This is a genomic window from Streptomyces sp. NBC_01198, assembly GCF_036010485.1.
In the GTDB taxonomy this organism is placed as follows: domain Bacteria; phylum Actinomycetota; class Actinomycetes; order Streptomycetales; family Streptomycetaceae; genus Actinacidiphila.
The window spans coordinates 2,290,951-2,310,064 of sequence record NZ_CP108568.1 but is presented as its reverse complement, the minus strand read 5'-3'; the positions used below and the strand labels follow the sequence as shown (position 1 = coordinate 2,310,064).

The following is a 19,114-nucleotide window of genomic DNA, read 5'->3' as shown; positions in this document are numbered from 1 at the left end:
GGAATCAGCAGGAGGAAACGTATGCGCATGCGCGTCCGTACCGTGATGAGCACCCTCACCCTCGTCGGCACCGCGCTCTTCGCCCCCGGCGTCGGACTGGCCGCCTCCACCGACGCCTTCGCGGTCACCAAACTCACCCACGCCCAGGCCACCGCCATGTTCAGCGCGGCCGGCATCACCTGGTCGTCGTCCGGCGGCTGCTCCAACCGCAACGTGTCGACCTGCACGTCCTTCGACCAGCTCAACCAGGCCACCGCGCAGGGCGCGGTCACCCTCAAGCACGCCAGCGGCTGCGCCGTCAACATCACCGGCGGCACCGAGACCGGCCACGCCAGCGGCACGTACTCGCACTGGAACGGCTACAAGCTCGACTACGGCAAGAACACCTGCCTGACCAACTACGTGCACAACTCCTTCAGCTACATCGGCCTGCGCGGCGACGGGTACCCGCAGTGGCAGGCCGCGTCGGGCAACATCTACGCCGACGAGGGCACCCACTGGGACGCCCTGTACTACAGCTGCGGCTGCTGACCCGCTGTGACCGGCGGGGCCGCGCTCTTCCGCGGCCCCGCTCCCGTCGGCGCCGCGGTCCGGTAGCCGTCGGCCTGCAGCCGGAAGAGCCGGGCATAGGTGCCGTCAGCCGCGAGCAGCGCGTCGTGGTCACCCGATTCGGTGATCCTGCCGCCGTCCAGCACGACGATCCGGTCGGCGTCCCTGACCGTGCCGAGCCGGTGGCTGATCAGCAGGCTGGTCCGGCCCGACCGCAGCTCGCGCAGCCGGTGGTGGATCTCCGCCTCCGCCTCGGCGTCCAGCCCCGACGAGGGCTCGTCCAGGACCAGCACATCGGCGTCCGACCGCAGCAGCGCCCTGGCGAGCGCCACCCGCTGCCACTGGCCGCCCGACAGCGACACCCCGCCCAGCCGGCCCGCGGCCGGTACGCCCTTGGGGGTGCGGGAGTCCTGGAAGACCAGGCTGAGCATGGTGTCGTAACCGGCGGGCAGCGCTTCGAGTTCGCGGTGCACCCCGGCCCGGGTCGCGGCGCGTACCACCGCGCCCCGGTCGGTGCCCGCGCGGTCCAGCGCGCCCAGCGCGATGTTGTCGTAGGCGCTGAGGTCGTAGCACATGAAGTCCTGGAAGACCGCGCCGATCCTGGCCCGCAGCAGGTCCGGGTCGAGGGTGCGGATGTCCACGCCGTCCCAGGTGATGCGGCCGCGGGTCGGCTCGTACAGCCGGCACAGCAGCTTGACCAGGGTGGACTTGCCGGCGCCGTTCAGCCCCACCAGCGCGAGGGAGCGGCCGGCCTCGACGGTCAGGTCGATGTCCTGCAGCACCCAGTCGCCGGCGGGGGAGTAGCGGAACCACACGTGGTCGAAGCGGATGCCCTGCCGCAGGCCCGGCGGCGGCGCGGCCGAACCGGTCAGGTCGGCGGGCGCGTCCAGGATCGCGGTGTAGTGCGTGAAGACGGTGAAGACCTGTCCGGCCCCGGAGATCTGGCCGAGTATGCCGGCCAGCGCGCCCTGCAGCCCGGCCAGCGCGGCGACCAGCACCGCGAGATCGCCCGCGCTGCCGTGGCCGTGCGCGATCCGCAGCGCGACGCTGTACAGCGCGCCCGCCGCGATCGCGGTGGTGAGCAGGGACAGGGCGCCGTCGGTGAGCAGGGTGGCCCGGTCCACCCGCGACTCGCCGCGCTGCGCGGTACGCAGCTCGGTCAGCATCCGGCCGCGGAAGTAGCCGCCCAGGCCGTACAGCCGGATCTCCTTGGCGGCCCGCAGGTCCATCAGCAGCAGCGTGTAGAAGGTCTGGCGGCGCAGGTTCGGCGCGGTGTCCAGGGCCATGGCACCGCGCTTGCGGGCCAGGGTGAGCTGGGCGGCGAGCGCGGGGGCGGTGGACGCCAGCACCAGCACCGTCACCAGCGGGGACAGCGTCAGCAGGCTCGCGGTGAAGCCGCCGACGGTCAGCAGCGCCTGGACCACGCCGAGGGCGGCGTCGGTGAGCGCCGCCGGGCCGGTGCCGCTGACCTGCTGGGCCAGCCGCAGCCGGTCGTGGAAGCCCGGGTCCTCCAGCCGGGCCAGGCCGCGCTGCCGGCTCACCGCCGCGAACAGCCGCTCCTGGGCGGCCAGCGACACCCGGCGGCCGATCTCCCGCTCGACGAAGGAGGTGACCAGGCCGGTCAGCGCCATCGCGCCGCCGACCCCGGCGAGCAGCAGCGCGAGGGTGCCGACCCGGCCGGTGCGGTGGCCGGTGAGGTCGTCGATCAGGGCCGCGGTCAGCCAGGCGGTGGCGACCGGCGCGAGCCCGCTGACCAGCACGATCACCGCCCGCAGTGCCGCCAGCAGCGGTGCGGCCCGCACGTAGAGGGCGAAGGCCGCGGCCAGCGTCCGCACCCCGCGGACCGCCCCGGCGGCCCTGCCGCTAGCCACGCCCGGCCGCTGCCGGGGCGGGCGCCGGCGCCGGCGGGTACTGTCCCTTGCTCTCCACGGTGCCGTCGGCGGCGACCAGGAAGAAGGCGGGGGTGGCGGCGACCTCGAAGGCGCTCAGCACCTGGCCGGGCATGTCCTCGACCACCAGGTGGTCCACCGGGTCCAGCGCGGCGGCCAGCGGCCCGGCGTCGTCGCCCGGGCGCCGGTCGAGCACGGTGACCACGGTCAGCCCCTGCTCGCGCAACTCCGCGGCCCGCGCGGCGAAACCGGGCGCCTCGCGGCTGCAGGCGGTGCAGGAGGTGGCGAAGAAGGCGACCAGGGTGCGCCGGCCGGCCGCGCCGACCTCGACGTCGCGGCCGTCGGCCGTGCGTGCGGTCAGGGTGGGGGCGGGGGCGCCGATGGCCGGGCCGCCGGCGTCGTACGCCTGGGCGGGAGCGGCCAGCGCCTGCTCGCGCAGCCGGCGGACCAGGCCCGCCGTGACGGTCAGGTTGAAAAGGACGACCACGGCGAGGACACACACCGCGGCGGTGAGTACGACCACGAAGCTATCCGTTCGTGAATGGGCCGGCGGAATTCGGTATTCCGTCAGGACCAAGGGGAATTCGGCACTCCGAATGTGGGACGATCGCGGTGGCGCGTGGGGCGACTACGACTCGCCCCACGCACCGTTCGTACCGCCGGTTCAGCTGAGGCAGTAACCGTTCCAGCTGGTCGTGGTGTAGGTGTGGAAGTCGGCGAAGCAGCCCTTCGCACCGGTGCACGTGTTGTGCAGGTTGTAGTAGGTCACGTAGCTGAGGACCCCTTCGAGGGTCTTGGTGGTGCCGCAGGCGGCGGCCGGAGCCTCGGGGACGACGGCTCGCAGGACGCGGTCGCCGATGCGCTCGATGACACTCATCATGTGGGTCAGCCTTTCTTTGAGCTGCTCATTCCGTGCACGAACCTTGCAGTTCGTTGTCGGACATCGACTTGCGACGGCAAGACTTGTACACGATCGCGAAAGTGTCCAGGGGAAAGACGAAAATAATTGCGGAGGCCGATCCAGAGCCGTCTGTGAGGCCTTGCGACGCTATGCCGCCGGTACTACCTGGTGGCAAAACCCGAATGATTGACGGCAAGGTTTCGACTGTGTCAGCCTGCGATGGCGCGGGGGAGTGTCGGCTACCGCGCGGGACACCTCGGGGAAGTGGCCATGCTGGGATTCGTGCTCGCACAGCTTCGGTACCGCAAGGGCAGGGCGCTGGCGCTGGTGGGGGCGCTGCTGGTGGCGGTGACGTCCTTCTCGGTGCTCACCGGTGCCGCCCGCACCCAGCGGCTCTCCGTGGTCGGCACGGTCACCGCCAACGCCCGGGGCGGCTACGACATCCTGGTCCGCCCGGCCGGCGCGCGCTCGGCGCTCGAGGACCGCGACGGCCTGGTCGCCTCCACCGCGCTGGCCAACCTCAACGGCGGTATCACCACCGCCCAGTGGCAGCAGATCGCCAGGATCCCCGACGTGGACGTCGCCGCGCCCGTCGCCGTCGTCGGGTACGTCCTGACCAGGATGGACGCGCCGGTGGACCTGCCGGTGACGGCGGGCGGCGGGCGGCAGCTCTACCGGGCCACCATGACCCAGGTCTCGGAACGCGGACTGACCCGGATACCCGCGGGCGAGTCCTACACCTACGTCACCGACCGGCCGCTGCGCGGTGTCACCGACAGCGCGCACAGCGGCCAGGACCCCTACGAGGTGGACAGCGCGGGCGCCGCGCACCCGGTGTGCGTCGCCCCGACGGCCCGCACCGCTGCGACCGGCCCGCAGGTCGTGCTCAACTGCGGCACGACCAACCCCCAGGACACCTACAACAGCCCCGGCCCCGGCAACCCGCACGCCTCGGGCACCGCCGAGCCGGCCGCGACCACCACCACCGCATGGCCGGTGCCGCTGCTGATCGAAGCCGTCGACCCGGCGTCCGAAGCCCGGCTCGCCGGCCTCGACAAGGCGGTGACCTGGGGCAGTTACCTCGGCTCCGGCGGCGGGCCGACCACCGGCACCAGGGACTACGCCGACCTGACCGGCGACCCGAGCGTGACCGGCAAGGTCGGCGTCACCCAGATCCCGGTGCTGATGGCCGACCGGCCCGCGGCCGACGAGCAGTTGCAGGTCGCCGTCAGCCGGCTGCCGTCGTCGGCCGCCGACCGGGTCGCCGCGGGCACCGACAAGACCACCCTCGGGGCCGGCCTGCCCGGCACCCGGGGCACACCGGTGACCACGAAGACCGTCGACGTCCAGCAGGCCTACCGCACGCTGCTGGAGGGCCTGCGGTCCGGCGACGTCCGGGAGAGCTACCGCAGCGGCAACGGCGGCACCGTCTGGGTCGGCGCCTACGCCACCGCGCAGCCCGTGCGCTACGGCAGCGCCCGCGACGGCCTCACCGCGGAACCGCGGCAGCCCGACCCCAACCTGCGGCTGGACTACGAGCAGACCGACGGCTCCTACCCCCGCGACCTCGACGACACCGCCGTGCGCAAGGCCGTGGTGCACCCCGCCGGCGGCCCCTGGGACGGTATGGCGCACGACGTGCACCTGAAGATGGTGGGGGAGTTCGACAGCTCCAAGCTGTCGGTCAGCTCCGCCGGGCTCGGCGCGGTGCCGATGGAGACGTACTTCCCCGCGCAGGCCACCGGCGCGGATCCCGCGTCGGTACGGGCGCTCGGCGGCAGGTCGCTGCTGCCCAACGGCAACATCGCGGGCCTGCTGTCCGTACCGCCCTCCATCGTGACCAGCCTGTCCGGCCTCAAGGCCATGGACGACGCCCGCTACTTCACCAACACCGGGGCGGGCAAGGGCGTCAACGCCGCCGCGCCGATCAGCGTGGTCCGCGTCAGGCTCACCGGCGCGCTCGGCCTCGACCCGCTCTCCCGCGAGCGGGTCAGGCTCACCGCCCAGCGCATCCACGACCTGACCGGCCTCGACGTCGACATCACCAGCGGCTCCTCACCCACCCCGGTGGCGGTCGGCGACCCTGCCGGCACGCACGGCCGACCTGCGCTGACGCTGCACGAGATGTGGTCCAAGAAGGGGGTCGCCGCCACGGTGGTCGCGGCCGTCGACCGCAAGTCGCTCATCATGTTCGTGCTGGTCCTCGTCGTCTGCGCGCTGTTCGTCACCAGCGCCACCGGGGCCGCGGTCCGGGCCCGCCGCACCGAACTGGCCGTGCTGGCCTGTGTCGGCTGGCCGCCGCGCAAGCTCTTCGCGCTGGTGGTCGGCGAGGTGGCCGGGCTCGGCGCGGTCGCCGGGGTGCTGGGCGCGGGCCTGGCGATACCGCTCGGCCGGCTGTCCGGGCTGCACGTCGGCCCGGCCCGGGCGCTGCTCGCCGTCCCCGCCGCGCTGCTGCTCGCGGTGCTCGCCGCCGGCTGGCCCGCACTCCAGGCGTCCAGGTCCCACCCCGGCGCCGCGGTGCTCCCCGCGGTCACCGCGCCCCGCCGCCCGGTGCGCGGCGCCGGCATCACCCGGCTGGCACTGGCCAACCTGCGCCGCGTCCCCGGCCGCGCCCTGCTCGGCACGCTGGCGCTGGCCATCGGCGTCGCGGCGCTGGTCGGCCTGTCCGCGATCAGCACGGCCTTCGACGGTACGGTCACCGGCACGCTGCTGGGCGACGCCGTCTCCGTCCAGGTCCGCGGCTCCGACTACGCGGCCGCGGCCATCGCCGCGCTGCTCGGTGCGGCGACCGTCGCCGACGTCCTCTACCTCAACATCCGCGACCGCGCCGCGGAGTACGCCCTGCTCTACGCCACCGGCTGGCCCGACCGGGCGGTGACCCGGCTGGTCCTCACCGAGGCGGCCGCGATGGCCGTGGCCGGCTCCCTCCTCGGCGCCGCGGCCGGCCTCGCGGCATACGCCGCCTTCGCCGGCCACCTCACCCTGGCCGCGCTCCTGCCGACCGCGGCCACGGTGGCCGGCGCCCTCGCCACGACGCTCCTGAGCGCCACGCTCCCCACCCACGCCCTCCGCCGCCTCCCCCTGACCCGCCTCCTGGCCGAATAGCCGGCTGCCCCTTGCGCTGGCTGGTCGCCTTTCCCACGGCGCTGGCTGGTCGCACAGTTCCCCGCCCCCCTGGGGGGCTTCCCACTGCGCGGAGGGTGAGCGTTTTCCAGGGGCGCGGGGAACTGCGCGACAAGCCCCCGCGCACGGGAGGGTGCGAGCGCGACCGCAAGGGGCAGCCCTCAGGGGCGCGAGGAACTGCGCGCGCAACCCCCGCCGTGGGAAAGGCGACCGGCCACCGCAAGTGGCAGCCCCCCGGGCAGGGGACTGGGCGCGCAGTCCGCACGCAGCGGCGACCGGGGACAGCCTCCCGCAGGGCACCCGGGAGAGATGAGTACGGATGCTCAGGCGCCCCCCGCCCACCCCCGCATAGCCTCGGCGCAGCCGAGGTCGCAGGGGGTCCGGAATCATGATCGTTTCGGCGGTGATGCTGCTCGGCCGAGCAGCCGGTCTGCCTGCCGCGCGCCGCGCGAAGCGGCTCGCGGCGGGGGCGGCCGACCGCGGCTTCCCCGGCCGGCTGGCGGTGATCTCGGCGCGGCCTTGCTTCCCCGCTTCCGGCGGCGCCGAGATCCTCTTCCGGGTGCGGGACGACCCCGACGCGGTCGTCCGCCTGCGGGTGGACCGCGCGGCACCCTCGCAGGCGCGGTTGGCCGAGGCGGTCGAGGAGGGCCTGGCCGCGGCAAGGAGGTGGCGGGCGCTGGCCGCCGCCCTGCACGCGGGCGGCCACCAGGTGCACGCCCTGGGACGTATCGTCGCCGACCCGTGGATCGCGGCGGCGCCGACCAACGACACGGTGGCGGATCTGCTGGCCGGCCTGCGGGACTGCCTCGCCGCCGGGCCGGAAGCACCGCCGACCGCGGTCATGGTCGCCGACCCCGTGGTCGTCCGCTCGCTGCCACGCGAGCGCGACCCGTCGCTGCCGACCCTGCTGCGGCTCAACGCGAACCGCAGGCTGGCCGCGCTGAGCGGCCGGAGGCCCTACTACCGGGCCTCCTTCGACGCCGCGGGCGCCCCCGAACTGAGCCTCGTGCACCCCTTCACGGACTGGCCGCGGTACGAGGCCGCGGTCACGGCGAGCGCGGCCGGCTGGCTGGCGCGGACCGGTTCCGGCGCGGGCGTGGCCGCGGTGATGAGCCACACCCGGCTGGTGCCCGGCCGGGTGGACCGGCTGCGGGTCCATGTGGTCCTACATGACGGGCCCCGGCAGGGCCGGGCGGCGCTCGGCGACCACGTGCTGACCGCCACCACCGACCTCGACGGCGCCTTCGCCGGCGAGCCGACGGTCCTCCGCGACGTCCGCGACGGCACCGGCCCGCTGCGCCTGCCGCCGCTGTGAGCGCGAGGGAACCCACGGCGCTCCGGTAAAACCGCTGTCGCCGGGCGGGCCGCGAGGCCTAGGGTGCCGCGGTGACTTCCATCAGCGTCCGCCCGGCCGTGCGCGCGGACGCCGCCGCCGTGGCGCATGTCCACATCGCCTCCCGCGAGGCGACGATGCCCTACCTGCCGCCTCGGCGCCGTACCGACGCCGAGGTCGAGGCGTGGGTGCGTGACGTGGTCATGGCGGCCGCCGCGGTCTGGGTGGCCGTGGACGGCGACGGCCGGATCGTCGGATACGCGGCCGTCGCGGGCGACGAGCTGGACGCCCTCTACCTGCTGGCCGGCGTCCGCCGGCAGGGCGTCGGCAGCGCCCTGCTCGGCGCGGCGAAGGCGCACCGCCCCGGCGGTCTGACGCTCGCGGTCTTCCAGCGCAATACGGGAGCCAGGGCTTTCTACGCGCGCCACGGCTTCGAAGTGGTCGACACCGACGACGGATCCCGCAACATGGAGAACGAACCGGACCTGACGATGCGCTGGCAGCCGGTGACCAACAGCACACGTACTGGCGGGTAATCTCCGCGGCCCGGCGGTCATAGGGTGAGCGGCGAACCCTCGACCCGACCCACCGGGAGATCGCATGCGCTCGGCGAAGGACTTCTTCCGCCCGCTTGCCGTGGGGGCCCCCGAGCCCCTGCGCGAGGTGCCGTTCCGGCCCTCGCGAATGATCCACTTCTTCGATCCGGGCAACGAGAAGATGGCAGCCAAGATCCCCGCCCTGGCACCGCAGGTGGACGTGCTGCTTGGCAACCTGGAGGACGCGGTCGCCGCGGACCGCAAGGAGGCCGCCCGTGCGGGGCTGGTCGCCGTCGCCAGGTCCACCGACTTCGGCGGCACCCAGCTGTGGACCCGGATCAACAGCCTGGACTCGCCCTGGGCGCTGGACGACCTGGTCACCCTGGTGTCCGAGATCGGTGACCGGCTGGACGTCGTGATGGTGCCCAAGGTGGAGGGCGCGCACGACATCCACTATGTGGACCGGCTGCTGGCCCAGCTGGAGGCCAGGGCGGGCCTGACCCGGCCGATCCTGGTGCACGCGATCCTGGAGACCGCGGCCGGCGTGGCCGGCGTCGAGGAGATCGCCGCGGCCAGCCCCCGGATGCAGGGCATCTCCCTGGGCCCCGCCGACCTGGCCGCCAGCCGGCGGATGAAGACCACCAGGGTAGGCGGCGGCCACCCCGGCTACCTGGTCAGGCAGGATCCGCCGCAGACCCCCGGCGACACGCCCCGGCTGACGTACCAGCAGGACCTGTGGCACTACACGATCGCCCGGATGGTCGACGCCTGCGCGGCGCACGGGATCCTGCCGTACTACGGCCCCTTCGGCGACATCCAGGACGTCACCGCGTGCGAGGACCAGTTCCGCAACGCCTTCCTGCTCGGCTGCGTCGGCGCCTGGACGCTGCACCCGGTGCAGATCGCCATCGCCCGGCGGGTGTTCTCGCCCGCCCCGCAGGACGTGGCGTGGGCGCGGCAGGTGATCGAGGCGATGGGCGACGGCACCGGTGCGGTGATGATCGACGGCAAGATGCAGGACGACGCCACCTACAAGCAGTGCCAGGTGGTCGTCGGCCTCGCGGACGCCCTGGCCGCCCGCGACCCGGAACTGGCCGAGGCGTACGCCACGGCGGACAAGGCGGCCCGGCGATGACCGGCACCCCGCGCTCTCGCCGCTCCGTCCTCTACATGCCCGGCGCGAACGAGCGCGCCCTGGAGAAGGCCCGCACCCTCCCCACCGACGCCCTCATCCTCGACCTGGAGGACTCGGTCGCCCCCGACGCCAAGAAGGAGGCAAGGGACCGGGTCGCCGCGGCCGCCGCGAGCGGGGCGTACGGCCACCGCGAGGTGACCGTACGGGTCAACGCGCCCGGCACCTCCTGGCACGCCGACGACCTGCGGGCGGCCGCGGAGGCGGGACCGGACGCGGTCGTGGTGCCCAAGGTGGACGACCCCGGGACCGTCGCCGCGGTGGTGGCCGCGCTGGAGGCGGCCGGCGCACCGGACCGTACGGCCGTCTGGGCGATGATCGAGACGCCCGCCGCGATGTTCGACGCCCGGCGGATCGCGGCGGCCTCCGAACGGCTGACCGTGCTGGTCATGGGCACCAACGACCTGGCCAAGGAACTGCACGCCGAGCACGTCCCTGGCCGGGCTCCGCTGCTGACCGCACTGTCCATGGCGCTGCTCGCGGCCCGGGCCACCGGAAAGGTCATCTTGGACGGTGTCTACAACGACGTCCAGGATGTGTCCGGCTTCGAAGCGGAAACCCTCCAAGCGCGGCAGTTCGGCTTCGACGGCAAGACACTCATCCATCCCCGCCAACTGGAGCCCTGCAACCGCATCTTCGCCCCCGCCGCCGCGGAGGTCGAACGCGCCCGGCGGATCATCGAGGCCTTCGATCAGGCCACGTCACAGGGCCGCGGGGTGGTCACCGTGGACGGCCGGATGATCGAGAACCTGCACGTCGAGGAGGCCAGGCGAGTGCTGGCACTGGCGGCCGCCGTCGAGGGCCGCTGAGGGCGGCACGCGCCCGCCGCCCGGCGGCGGCAGATGAACGGCGGGGTGCCGTGGCCGTAAAGCGGAACCCCGCCGTTGTGCGTTTCTGTCGGGATCCGCCATGAAGCGGCGACGGACACTGTACGAAGTCGATGGCCCGTTTTCCGGTCCACGGCTCGTACTGTCGATGCATGACCACATCGCAAGAGGTGCCCGCCGAGGTGAACGACGCCCGCGGGCGGGTGGCCGAACTCCACGCCATCCGCGCGGAGGTCGTCCGCGGACCGAGCGAGAAGGCCACCGAGGCACAGCATGCCAAGGGCAAGCTCACCGCCCGGGAGCGGATCGACCTGCTGCTCGACGAGGGCACCTTCCGCGAGGTGGAGCCGCTGCGGCGGCACCGGGCGACCGGTTTCGGCCTGGAGGGCAAGCGGCCCTACACCGACGGTGTGATCACCGGCTGGGGCACCGTCCACGACCGCACGGTCTTCGTCTACGCCCATGACTTCCGGATCTTCGGCGGCGCGCTGGGCGAGGCGCACGCCACCAAGATCCACAAGATCATGGACATGGCCATCTCGGCCGGCGCCCCGCTGGTGTCGCTCAACGACGGCGCCGGCGCCCGGATCCAGGAGGGCGTCTCGGCGCTCGCCGGCTACGGCGGCATCTTCCAGCGCAACACCCGCGCCTCCGGCGTCATCCCGCAGATCAGCGTGATGCTCGGCCCGTGCGCGGGCGGCGCCGCCTACTCACCGGCGCTCACCGACTTCGTCTTCATGGTCCGCGAGACCTCGCAGATGTTCATCACGGGACCCGATGTGGTCCAGGCCGTCACCGGCGAGCAGATCACCCAGAACGGTCTGGGCGGCGCCGACGTCCACTCCTCGGTCTCCGGCGTCTCGCACTTCGCCTACGACGACGAGCAGACCTGCCTCGAAGAGGTCCGCTACCTGCTCTCGCTGCTGCCGCAGAACAACCGGGAGAACCCGCCCGCCGTCGAGTGCCACGACCCGGCCGACCGGCGCGGCGACATACTGCTCGACCTGGTGCCGGCCGACGGCAACCGCGGCTACGACATGCACAAGGTCATCGAGGAGGTCGTCGACGACGGCGAGTACCTGGAGATCCACGAGCGCTGGGCGACCAACATCATCTGCGCGCTGTCCCGGCTGGACGGCCAGGTCGTCGGCATCGTCGCCAACCAGCCCGCCTCGCTCGCCGGCGTGCTGGACATCGAGGCGTCGGAGAAGGCGGCCCGCTTCGTGCAGATGTGCGACGCCTTCAACATCCCGATCATCACCCTGTTGGACGTCCCCGGCTTCCTCCCGGGCGTCGCACAGGAGCACGGTGGAATCATCAGGCACGGTGCGAAACTGCTCTACGCCTACTGCAACGCCACCGTCCCGAGGATCTCGCTGATCCTGCGCAAGGCCTATGGCGGCGCGTACATCGTGATGGACAGCCAGTCCATCGGCGCCGACCTCACCTACGCGTGGCCGACCAACGAGATCGCGGTGATGGGCGCGGAAGGCGCGGCCAACGTCATCTTCCGTCGGCAGATCGCCGACGCGGACGACCCCGAGGCGATGCGTGCACGCATGGTCAAGGAGTACAAGGCCGAACTGATGCATCCCTACTACGCCGCGGAACGCGGCCTGGTGGACGACGTCATCGACCCGGCGGAGACCCGCGAGGTACTGATCAGCTCGCTGTCCATGCTCCGCACCAAGCACGCGGATCTACCGTCGCGTAAGCACGGCAACCCTCCCCAGTAGCCATGGAGACCACAGTGAGCACTCCCACCGATTCCCTCGTGCGGGTCGAGAAGGGCCACGCGGCCCCGGAGGAGCTGGCCGCGATCACCGCGATCCTGCTCGCCAGGGCCGCCGCCGGCGGCGACAGCGCCCCCGAGAGCCCGATCAGGTCCACCGCCAAGTGGCGGCGCCTGGAGCGCACCCCGGGCTTCCGCGCCCCGCACTCCTGGCAGGGCTGACCGACCCGCGGCCCCGGCCGCCGCACGTTCCACACGCTAAGGCCCCGCACCTGCCCGGTGCGGGGCCTTAGCGCGTGGCAGGGGGCCGGCTAGCGCAGCCGGGCCATCAGGGCGTGCTCCACCAGGGTGATCAGCGCGCTCTTCGCCTCGCCGCGGTGGCGGGCGTCGGTCACGATGATGGGTGCCTCGGGCCCGATCTGCAGGGCCTCGCGCACCTCCTCGGGGCCGTAGGGCTGGTGGCCGTCGAAGCCGTTGAGCGCGATCACGAACGGCAGGCCGCTGTTCTCGAAGTAGTCGACGGCCGGGAAGCAGTCGGCCAGCCGCCGGGTGTCGACCAGCACGATCGCACCGATCGCGCCGCGTACCAGGTCGTCCCACATGAACCAGAAGCGGTCCTGGCCGGGGGTGCCGAACAGGTAGAGGATCAGGTCCTGGTCCAGGGTGATCCGGCCGAAGTCCATGGCCACCGTGGTGGTGGTCTTGTCGGGCGCGTGCGTCAGGTCGTCGATGCCGGCCGACGCGGAGGTCATCACGGCTTCGGTACGCAGCGGGTTGATCTCCGACACGGCACCGACGAACGTGGTCTTGCCCACGCCGAATCCACCCGCCACCACGATTTTCGCGGAAGTAGTGGCGCGCGCCGGGCCGCTAGAGCTTCCGAAGTCCACTGAGAACCCTCTCAAGCAATGTCACATCTGGCTGTCCGCCCGCGGACTCGTCGCCGCCGGGCTGGTGAATCGTGACCAGGCCGGCCTCGGCCAGGTCCGCCACCAGGATCCGCACCACGCCGAGCGGGATGGTCAGCAGCGCGGAGATCTCCGCGATCGACTTGACCTCCCGGCACAGCAGGCAGATCCGCTGGTGCTCCGGCAGCTGCCCACGCAGCCGCTCGGGTTCCGCGGTGGTACTGACCAGCGCCTCGATGGCGAGCTGGTAGCGCGGCCTGGTTCGGCCGCCGGTCATGGCGTATGGGCGTACGAACCCGCTCGGTGTCTGGGAGCGCCGGCCGCGGTTCCCGCCGCCCTGCCCGCCGCCGGCCGCACCCTGGCCGCCGCCGCGCGGGGCCTGCTGGGGTGGGGCCTGCGGTGGCTGGTACGGCTGGATGCGCGGTTGCCTCGGCGGCCGGTACGGCTCGGGCTCCGGGGCCGGCGCCGACGGGTAGTACGGGTTCACAGGCGGTTGGTGCGGGCTGCCATACGGCTCTGCGCCGGGAGACGTGCTCACGAGTCCTCCTCCTGATACGGCTGCGACGCTCCGCCCGGACCTCTGGGAGAGGCCAGGGCGCGTCCGCACGCCCGTTCGCTGGTTGAGCTAGTTGAGCTAGTTGAGCAGGCTGCCCTGCAGTTCGGCCCTGAGGTCGGGGGTGAGTACGGTTCCTGCGCGGTCGACGAGCAGGGCCATTTCGTAGCCGACGAGGCCGATGTCGCACTCGGGGTGGGCGAGTACGGCCAGGGATGAGCCGTCGGAGACGGACATGATGAAGAGGAATCCGCGTTCCATCTCCACGACGGTCTGGTTGACGCTGCCGCCTTCGAAGATGCGGGAGGCTCCGGCGGTGAGCGAGGTCAGGCCGGAGGCGACAGCGGCGAGCTGGTCGGCGCGGTCGCGGGGGAATCCGTCGGACATCGCGAGCAGCAGGCCGTCGGCGGAGACCACCACGGTGTGGGACACCCCGGGGGTGTTGTCCACGAAGTTGGTGATCAACCAGTTCAGGTTCTGTGCCGCCTGGCTCATCGGACTCAACTTAGCGCTCCTGGTTCTGGGGGCCGCCGAAGGTGCTGTCGGGGGCCTGTCCGTTCGTGTCAGTTCCAGCAGTGCGCCCTTGCTGGACGCCACGGCGCAGGTTACTCAACCTGCCCCGGACGTCCTCGGGTGCGCGGGAGACCTGTGGGCCGCCCTGCGGGGTCTGCGTCGCGGTACCCGGGACCAGGTTGGCCTTGGGCACTCGCCGTGGCAGGCCGGACGGGGTGACCCCGCCTGCCTTCGGCTCGCGGACCGCCTCGGCCCGCTGCCAGTTCTCGTCGTTGTTCGACCGCCACCCGGACGTGTCCGGCTGCGGCTGGTTCTGAGGCTCGGGCGACTCCTGAGCAGCCTGTTCCTGAGGTGAATCCTGGGATGAATCGTGGGGCTTCCGGTCCCGGCGCGGCAGTCCGGAGTCCGTCAGTGAGGGGGAGCCTACGCTTTCGGACGGCTGCTCGGGGAGCCCGTTGAAGTCCCCGGAACCGAAGTTACGGTCGTAACCGGGGTCGTAGACCATCTCGGACTGATCGTCCTGGGGTCCGTAGGCCTGCGCGAAGAATCCGTTCTGCTCGTAGGGGACGCCCGCCGGCTGCTGCGCCGGATACCCCTGCTGCGCGTAGCCGCCCTGGAAGCCCTGCTCGTACGTCTGCTGCTGGTAACCGGCGTCGAAGCTCTGGTCGTACGAACCTGCGGGTTCGTAGCCGCTGTGGGGCTCGTAGGGGCCTTCCTGGGCCTGCTGCGGCTGACCGGCCGGGTCCATCGGATCCTGCTGCTGCGCGAACTGCCCCTGTGGGGGCTGGAGTTCGAACGGCGAGGGCTGCTGCTGGCCGTACTGCCCGGCTTCGTACGGGGACGGCGGCTGCGGCTCGTCGGCGCGGTCGGCGGACACCGCCGCCTCCAGCTGGGCCCGGCGGCCGCCGCGGCGCAGCGAACGGCCCACCGGGTCGAGCGCGGGGGCGCCCTCGGCGCCCAGCGCCGCGGGCTGCTCGTAGCGCGAGTCGTCGAAGCCGAGCTCCGCGGCGGTGCGCCGGCTCAGCTCCGCGGCCTCGAACGGCCCGTCGAGCGCGGGCTGGTCGGGCGCCTCGGGCACCATCCGCGACACGGTGAAGTCGCTCTCGCCGTCGCCCAGTTCCTCCTCGCCGCCACCGCCGTGGGTGATCGGCTCGGGCAGCATCACCAGCGAGGTGGTGCCGGCCTGCTCGCCGGAGGGCCGCAGCTGCACCCGGATGCCGTGCCGGTCGGCCAGCCGGCCGACCACGAACAGGCCCATCCGCTTGGCGACCTCCACGTCCACCGTGGGCGGCTCGGCCAGCTTGTGGTTGATGTCAGCGAAGTCCTCCGCGGTCAGCCCGATGCCCTTGTCGTGGATCTCGATCATCACCCGGCCGTCCGGCAGCCGGGTCGCGGTGACCCGCACCTTGGTCTGCGGCGAGGAGAAGGTGGTGGCGTTCTCCAGCAACTCGGCCAGCAGGTGCACCAGGTCGCTGACCGCGCTGCCGTGGATGTCGCTGTCCGGGATGCCGACCAGCTCGATGCGGTCGTAGGCCTCCACCTCGGAGGCCGCCGCCCGCAGCACGTCCACCAGCGGCACCGCCTGGTTCCACTGCCTGGCCGGCTCCTCGCCGGCCAGCACCAGCAGGTTCTCGCCGTTGCGGCGCATGCGGGTGGCGAGGTGGTCCATCTTGAACAGGCTGTCCAGCTGATCCGGGTCCGCCTCGTTGTTCTCCAGCTCGGTGATCAGCGTGAGCTGGCGCTGGATGAGGCCCTGGTTGCGCAGCGAGAGGTTGGTGAAGATCGCGTTGACGTTGCCCCGCAGCAGCGCCTGCTCGGCGGCCAGCCTGACCGCCTCGCGGTGCACCTGGTCGAAGGCCCTGGCGACCTCGCCGATCTCGTCCTGGGTGTTGATCGGGATGGGCGCCACCGAGGTGTCCACCCGGCCCGGGTCGGTGCGCGACAGCTGGTCGACCAGGCCGGGCAGCCGGTTCTCGGCGATGTCGAAGGCCGCCCCGCGCAGCCGCCGCATGCTGCGGCTCATGGTGCGGGCCATCATGCCGGCCACGATGAAGGCGATGATCAGCGCGAACACCACGATCGCGGAGTTCAGCAGCGCGTCGCGCTTGGCGTTGGAGGCGATCTTCGCCGCGTCGCCCGCCGCCTGGTCGGCGAGCCGCACCTCGACGGTGCGGTAGGCGTCGAAGGACAGCGTCGAGGCGGCGAAGTACGTCTCCGGGGTGATGCCCTCGGCCTGCAGCTGGGCGACGGTACGGCCCGGGGTGGCGATCTCGGTGACCATCTTGGGCAGGTCGGGCGGCACCACGAACTTCCGACCCTCGGCGACCGCCCGGTCCCGCGCGGCCGCGGTCTGGTCGCGGCCCTTCTGCAGGGCGGCGTTCTGGGCGTCCTTCAGGTGCTGGACGTCGGCCGCGGTGCCGCCGCCGTTGTACTCCTCGAGGGCGATGCCCTCCATGTAGTGGTACGAGCCGAGCGAGGTCTTCTGCAGCGCCAGCTCGGTCTTGGAGGGGCTGTCCTCCACCAGGATGTGCATGCCGATCGACCGGGTCAGCGACTCGGCGGCCTTCGACAGCGAGGCGGCGTAGAGCGTACGGCCGTAGGCGGTGATGTTGCTGGTGCCGTAACCCAGCTCGTTGGCCAGCTCCATCAGCGGGTGCTGGATCTTGACGTACCACTCCTCGGTCTGCACACCGGAGAGCTGGCGGGTGTAGGCGGCCTTGCGGAGGTTGGCCAACTCCGGTTCCACGCTGCGGAAGTTGGCCATCCGGCGTGCCAGGGCGGCGTCGTGCGGCATCTTCAGCGCGGCGTCGTCGAAGGCCTGGGCGGCGGTGTCGGTGGCGGCCCGTGAGCTGGTCACCGCCGGGTCGGTGCGCTTGCCCGCGAGCAGCGGAACCACCGTGAGGTCCCGCTCGTTGATCAGTGCGTTGCTGTAGGTCGCCGCGGCCCTCACCAGGTTGGCGGTGCGCACGGCGTCGTCGGCCTGGTTCCAGGTGTCCACCGAGCTCTTGACCCGGAAGCCGCCGAAGACCAGTGCGACGAGCACGGGTATCAGGAGGATCGCGTTCAGCCGGGTGGCCACCCGCCAGTTGCGCACGCTGAAACGGCCGCCCGGATCCGGCAGTGCCGCAGGCTCGGCCGTCCGGTCCGCGGGTATCCCCCCGGGACGCTGGGGCGGCGTGAAATTTCCCCGCGGGCCGTGCTGGGCACCCGCCTCGGCTCGCCTCGTGTTCCTCACTGGACCAACAACCTCTCGGCGACGGCGCAACGAAGGCCGTTCCTACGCTCGGGTTCTGCGAATTCCAGCACGCCTTGGGGGCACTGGCCAAACGTCGGGCACCAGCACGCGCTCACGTGTCCGGTGACAAGCGGAACGTACGAATGGTGCAAAGCTGGGCGTACGCGCCCAATGGTGTACGCGCTGCGGCACCGGCTGAGCGCGAGCGGTATTCACAGCCGGTGGAAACTCTGTCGAAATGTTATGAAGACGGGCCGGCCGTGTCCGACGACACGACCGGCCCCCATGGTCCTCAACGTTGGCGCGGTGCCAGCGGCACGACTTATTTGAGCCGTGCCAGCAGCGCATGCTCGACCAGCGTGATCAGCGCGCTCTTCGCCTCGCCGCGGTGGCGGGCGTCGGTGGTGATGATCGGTGCCTCAGGACCGATCTGCAGGGCCTCGCGCACCTCCTCGGGACGGTACGGCTGGTGGCCGTCGAAGCCGTTGAGCGCGATCACGAACGGCAGGCCGCTGTTCTCGAAGTAGTCGACGGCAGGGAAGCAGTCCGCCAGCCGCCGGGTGTCGACCAGCACCACGGCGCCGATCGCGCCGCGCACCAGGTCGTCCCACATGAACCAGAAGCGGTCCTGGCCCGGCGTACCGAACAGGTACAGGATCAGGTCGTCGTCGAGCGTGATCCGGCCGAAGTCCATGGCGACCGTGGTGGTGGTCTTGTCCTGGACGTGGCTGAGGTCGTCGATCCCGGCCGACGCCGAGGTCATCACCGCTTCGGTGCGCAGCGGGTTGATCTCGGAGACGGCACCGACAAAGGTGGTCTTGCCCACGCCGAACCCGCCCGCGACCACGATCTTCGCGGAGGTCGTCGAGCGCGCCGGCTGCGCACCGTACGCAGGCTGCGGCTGCGCCCTAGAGCTTCCGAAGTCCACTGAGCACCCTCTCAAGCAGTGTCACATCAGGCTGGCCGCCGGCCTCGCCGCTGCCCGGCTGGTGGATGGCGACCATGCCGGCCTCGGCGAGGTCGGCCACGAGAATCCGGGCCACACCCAGCGGGATGGCCAGCAGCGCCGAGATCTCGGCCACCGACTTGATCTCCCGGGTCAGGTGGCAGATCCGCTGGTGCTCGGGCAGCAGTCCCGCATACTGCGCCGGGTCGGCTGTCGTGCTGACCAGCGCCTCTATCGCAAGCTGATAGCGCGGCCTGGTCCGGCCACCGGTCATGGCGTACGGCCGCACCAGCGGCTGATCACCTTCCACTCCGTACGGCGCGTGGTGGGACGCGCCGTACGGGCCTTGGCCCGGCGAGGCGGGTGGCGGGGTCATGAGGGTCCTCCGTGTCCGGGCAGTGCGTGTCGCGGTGCGGAAAAACGGGAACGAGCGGGCGGATGGGATGGATGGACCGGGTGACTCAGTGCATCAGGCTGCCCTGCAGTTCGGCCCTGAGGTCGGGGGTGAGTACGGTTCCTGCGCGGTCGACGAGCAGGGCCATTTCGTAGCCGACGAGGCCGATGTCGCACTCGGGGTGGGCGAGTACGGCCAGGGATGAGCCGTCGGAGACGGACATGATGAAGAGGAATCCGCGTTCCATCTCCACGACGGTCTGGTTGACGCTGCCGCCTTCGAAGATGCGGGAGGCTCCGGCGGTGAGCGAGGTCAGGCCGGAGGCGACAGCGGCGAGCTGGTCGGCGCGGTCGCGGGGGAATCCGTCGGACATCGCGAGCAGCAGGCCGTCGGCGGAGACCACCACGGTGTGGGACACCCCGGGGGTGTTGTCCACGAAGTTGGTGATCAACCAGTTCAGGTTCTGTGCCGCCTGGCTCATCG

At 72.1% G+C, this 19,114-nt stretch carries 18 protein-coding genes; 8 read left to right on the top strand and 10 right to left on the bottom strand.

Going from position 1 to position 19,114, the window contains the following annotated elements:
• Positions 1-27 precede the first annotated feature (27 nt).
• On the top strand, positions 28-531 hold the full coding sequence (locus tag OG702_RS10290) for a hypothetical protein (RefSeq protein WP_327293167.1): 504 nt from the start codon (positions 28-30) through the stop codon (positions 529-531).
• Here the strand turns inward: OG702_RS10290 and OG702_RS10285 are convergent.
• From OG702_RS10285 to OG702_RS10275, 3 genes are all read right to left on the bottom strand, one after another.
• Positions 513-2,420, bottom strand: coding sequence for an ABC transporter ATP-binding protein (locus tag OG702_RS10285; protein ID WP_327288548.1), 1,908 nt, complete (start codon positions 2,418-2,420; stop codon positions 513-515). The two genes, OG702_RS10290 and OG702_RS10285, sit on opposite strands and share 19 nt — an antisense overlap.
• Positions 2,413-2,961, bottom strand: a complete 549-nt coding sequence (locus OG702_RS10280; protein ID WP_327288547.1) for a TlpA family protein disulfide reductase — start codon at positions 2,959-2,961, stop codon at positions 2,413-2,415. Before OG702_RS10280 ends, OG702_RS10285 begins: the two co-directional genes overlap by 8 nt.
• A 141-nt stretch (positions 2,962-3,102) precedes the next feature.
• Positions 3,103-3,318: a hypothetical protein gene (locus OG702_RS10275; RefSeq protein ID WP_327288546.1), complete on the bottom strand. Its 216-nt coding sequence runs from the start codon at positions 3,316-3,318 to the stop codon at positions 3,103-3,105.
• 303 nt (positions 3,319-3,621) lie between these two features.
• Here OG702_RS10275 and OG702_RS10270 point away from each other — a divergent pair, with 303 nt between their 5' ends.
• The 7 genes from OG702_RS10270 to OG702_RS10240 all read left to right on the top strand — a co-directional run bounded on the left by OG702_RS10270 (position 3,622) and on the right by OG702_RS10240 (position 12,304).
• Positions 3,622-6,444 (top strand): FtsX-like permease family protein, encoded by a 2,823-nt coding sequence (locus tag OG702_RS10270; RefSeq protein ID WP_327288545.1) that lies wholly within the window; start codon positions 3,622-3,624, stop codon positions 6,442-6,444.
• Between the two features lie 406 nt (positions 6,445-6,850).
• Positions 6,851-7,777, top strand: a complete 927-nt coding sequence (locus OG702_RS10265) for a hypothetical protein (protein ID WP_327288544.1) — start codon at positions 6,851-6,853, stop codon at positions 7,775-7,777.
• A 71-nt stretch (positions 7,778-7,848) separates the two neighbouring features.
• Positions 7,849-8,331, top strand: a complete 483-nt coding sequence (locus OG702_RS10260; protein WP_327288543.1) for a GNAT family N-acetyltransferase — start codon at positions 7,849-7,851, stop codon at positions 8,329-8,331.
• A gap of 64 nt (positions 8,332-8,395) precedes the next feature.
• Positions 8,396-9,466 carry an HpcH/HpaI aldolase/citrate lyase family protein gene (locus tag OG702_RS10255; protein ID WP_327288542.1) on the top strand — a complete coding sequence of 357 codons (1,071 nt, stop codon included), beginning with the start codon at positions 8,396-8,398 and terminating at the stop codon, positions 9,464-9,466.
• Positions 9,463-10,332 (top strand): HpcH/HpaI aldolase/citrate lyase family protein, encoded by an 870-nt coding sequence (locus tag OG702_RS10250; RefSeq protein ID WP_327288541.1) that lies wholly within the window; start codon positions 9,463-9,465, stop codon positions 10,330-10,332. Before OG702_RS10255 ends, OG702_RS10250 begins: the two co-directional genes overlap by 4 nt.
• A gap of 170 nt (positions 10,333-10,502) precedes the next feature.
• Positions 10,503-12,086 (top strand): acyl-CoA carboxylase subunit beta, encoded by a 1,584-nt coding sequence (locus OG702_RS10245; protein WP_327288540.1) that lies wholly within the window; start codon positions 10,503-10,505, stop codon positions 12,084-12,086.
• 14 nt (positions 12,087-12,100) lie between these two features.
• Positions 12,101-12,304: an acyl-CoA carboxylase subunit epsilon gene (locus OG702_RS10240; protein ID WP_327288539.1), complete on the top strand. Its 204-nt coding sequence runs from the start codon at positions 12,101-12,103 to the stop codon at positions 12,302-12,304.
• An 89-nt stretch (positions 12,305-12,393) separates the two neighbouring features.
• On the opposite strand, the gene OG702_RS10235 is transcribed toward OG702_RS10240, so the two are convergent.
• From OG702_RS10235 to OG702_RS10205, 7 genes are all read right to left on the bottom strand, one after another.
• Positions 12,394-12,972: a GTP-binding protein gene (locus OG702_RS10235; protein ID WP_251485546.1), complete on the bottom strand. Its 579-nt coding sequence runs from the start codon at positions 12,970-12,972 to the stop codon at positions 12,394-12,396.
• Positions 12,953-13,597: a DUF742 domain-containing protein gene (locus tag OG702_RS10230; RefSeq protein ID WP_442814365.1), complete on the bottom strand. Its 645-nt coding sequence runs from the start codon at positions 13,595-13,597 to the stop codon at positions 12,953-12,955. Before OG702_RS10230 ends, OG702_RS10235 begins: the two co-directional genes overlap by 20 nt.
• A 27-nt stretch (positions 13,598-13,624) precedes the next feature.
• Positions 13,625-14,038: a roadblock/LC7 domain-containing protein gene (locus OG702_RS10225; RefSeq protein ID WP_033173109.1), complete on the bottom strand. Its 414-nt coding sequence runs from the start codon at positions 14,036-14,038 to the stop codon at positions 13,625-13,627.
• A 10-nt stretch (positions 14,039-14,048) separates the two neighbouring features.
• Positions 14,049-17,291 (bottom strand): sensor histidine kinase, encoded by a 3,243-nt coding sequence (locus OG702_RS10220; protein ID WP_327288537.1) that lies wholly within the window; start codon positions 17,289-17,291, stop codon positions 14,049-14,051.
• A gap of 322 nt (positions 17,292-17,613) precedes the next feature.
• Positions 17,614-18,219, bottom strand: coding sequence for a GTP-binding protein (locus OG702_RS10215; protein WP_327288536.1), 606 nt, complete (start codon positions 18,217-18,219; stop codon positions 17,614-17,616).
• Entirely contained in the window at positions 18,200-18,613 is a 414-nt protein-coding gene (locus OG702_RS10210) for a DUF742 domain-containing protein (protein ID WP_073503129.1), read from the bottom strand. The genes OG702_RS10215 and OG702_RS10210 overlap by 20 nt, the downstream gene beginning before the upstream one ends.
• A gap of 85 nt (positions 18,614-18,698) precedes the next feature.
• Positions 18,699-19,112 carry a roadblock/LC7 domain-containing protein gene (locus tag OG702_RS10205; protein WP_205043647.1) on the bottom strand — a complete coding sequence of 138 codons (414 nt, stop codon included), beginning with the start codon at positions 19,110-19,112 and terminating at the stop codon, positions 18,699-18,701.
• Positions 19,113-19,114 lie beyond the last annotated feature (2 nt).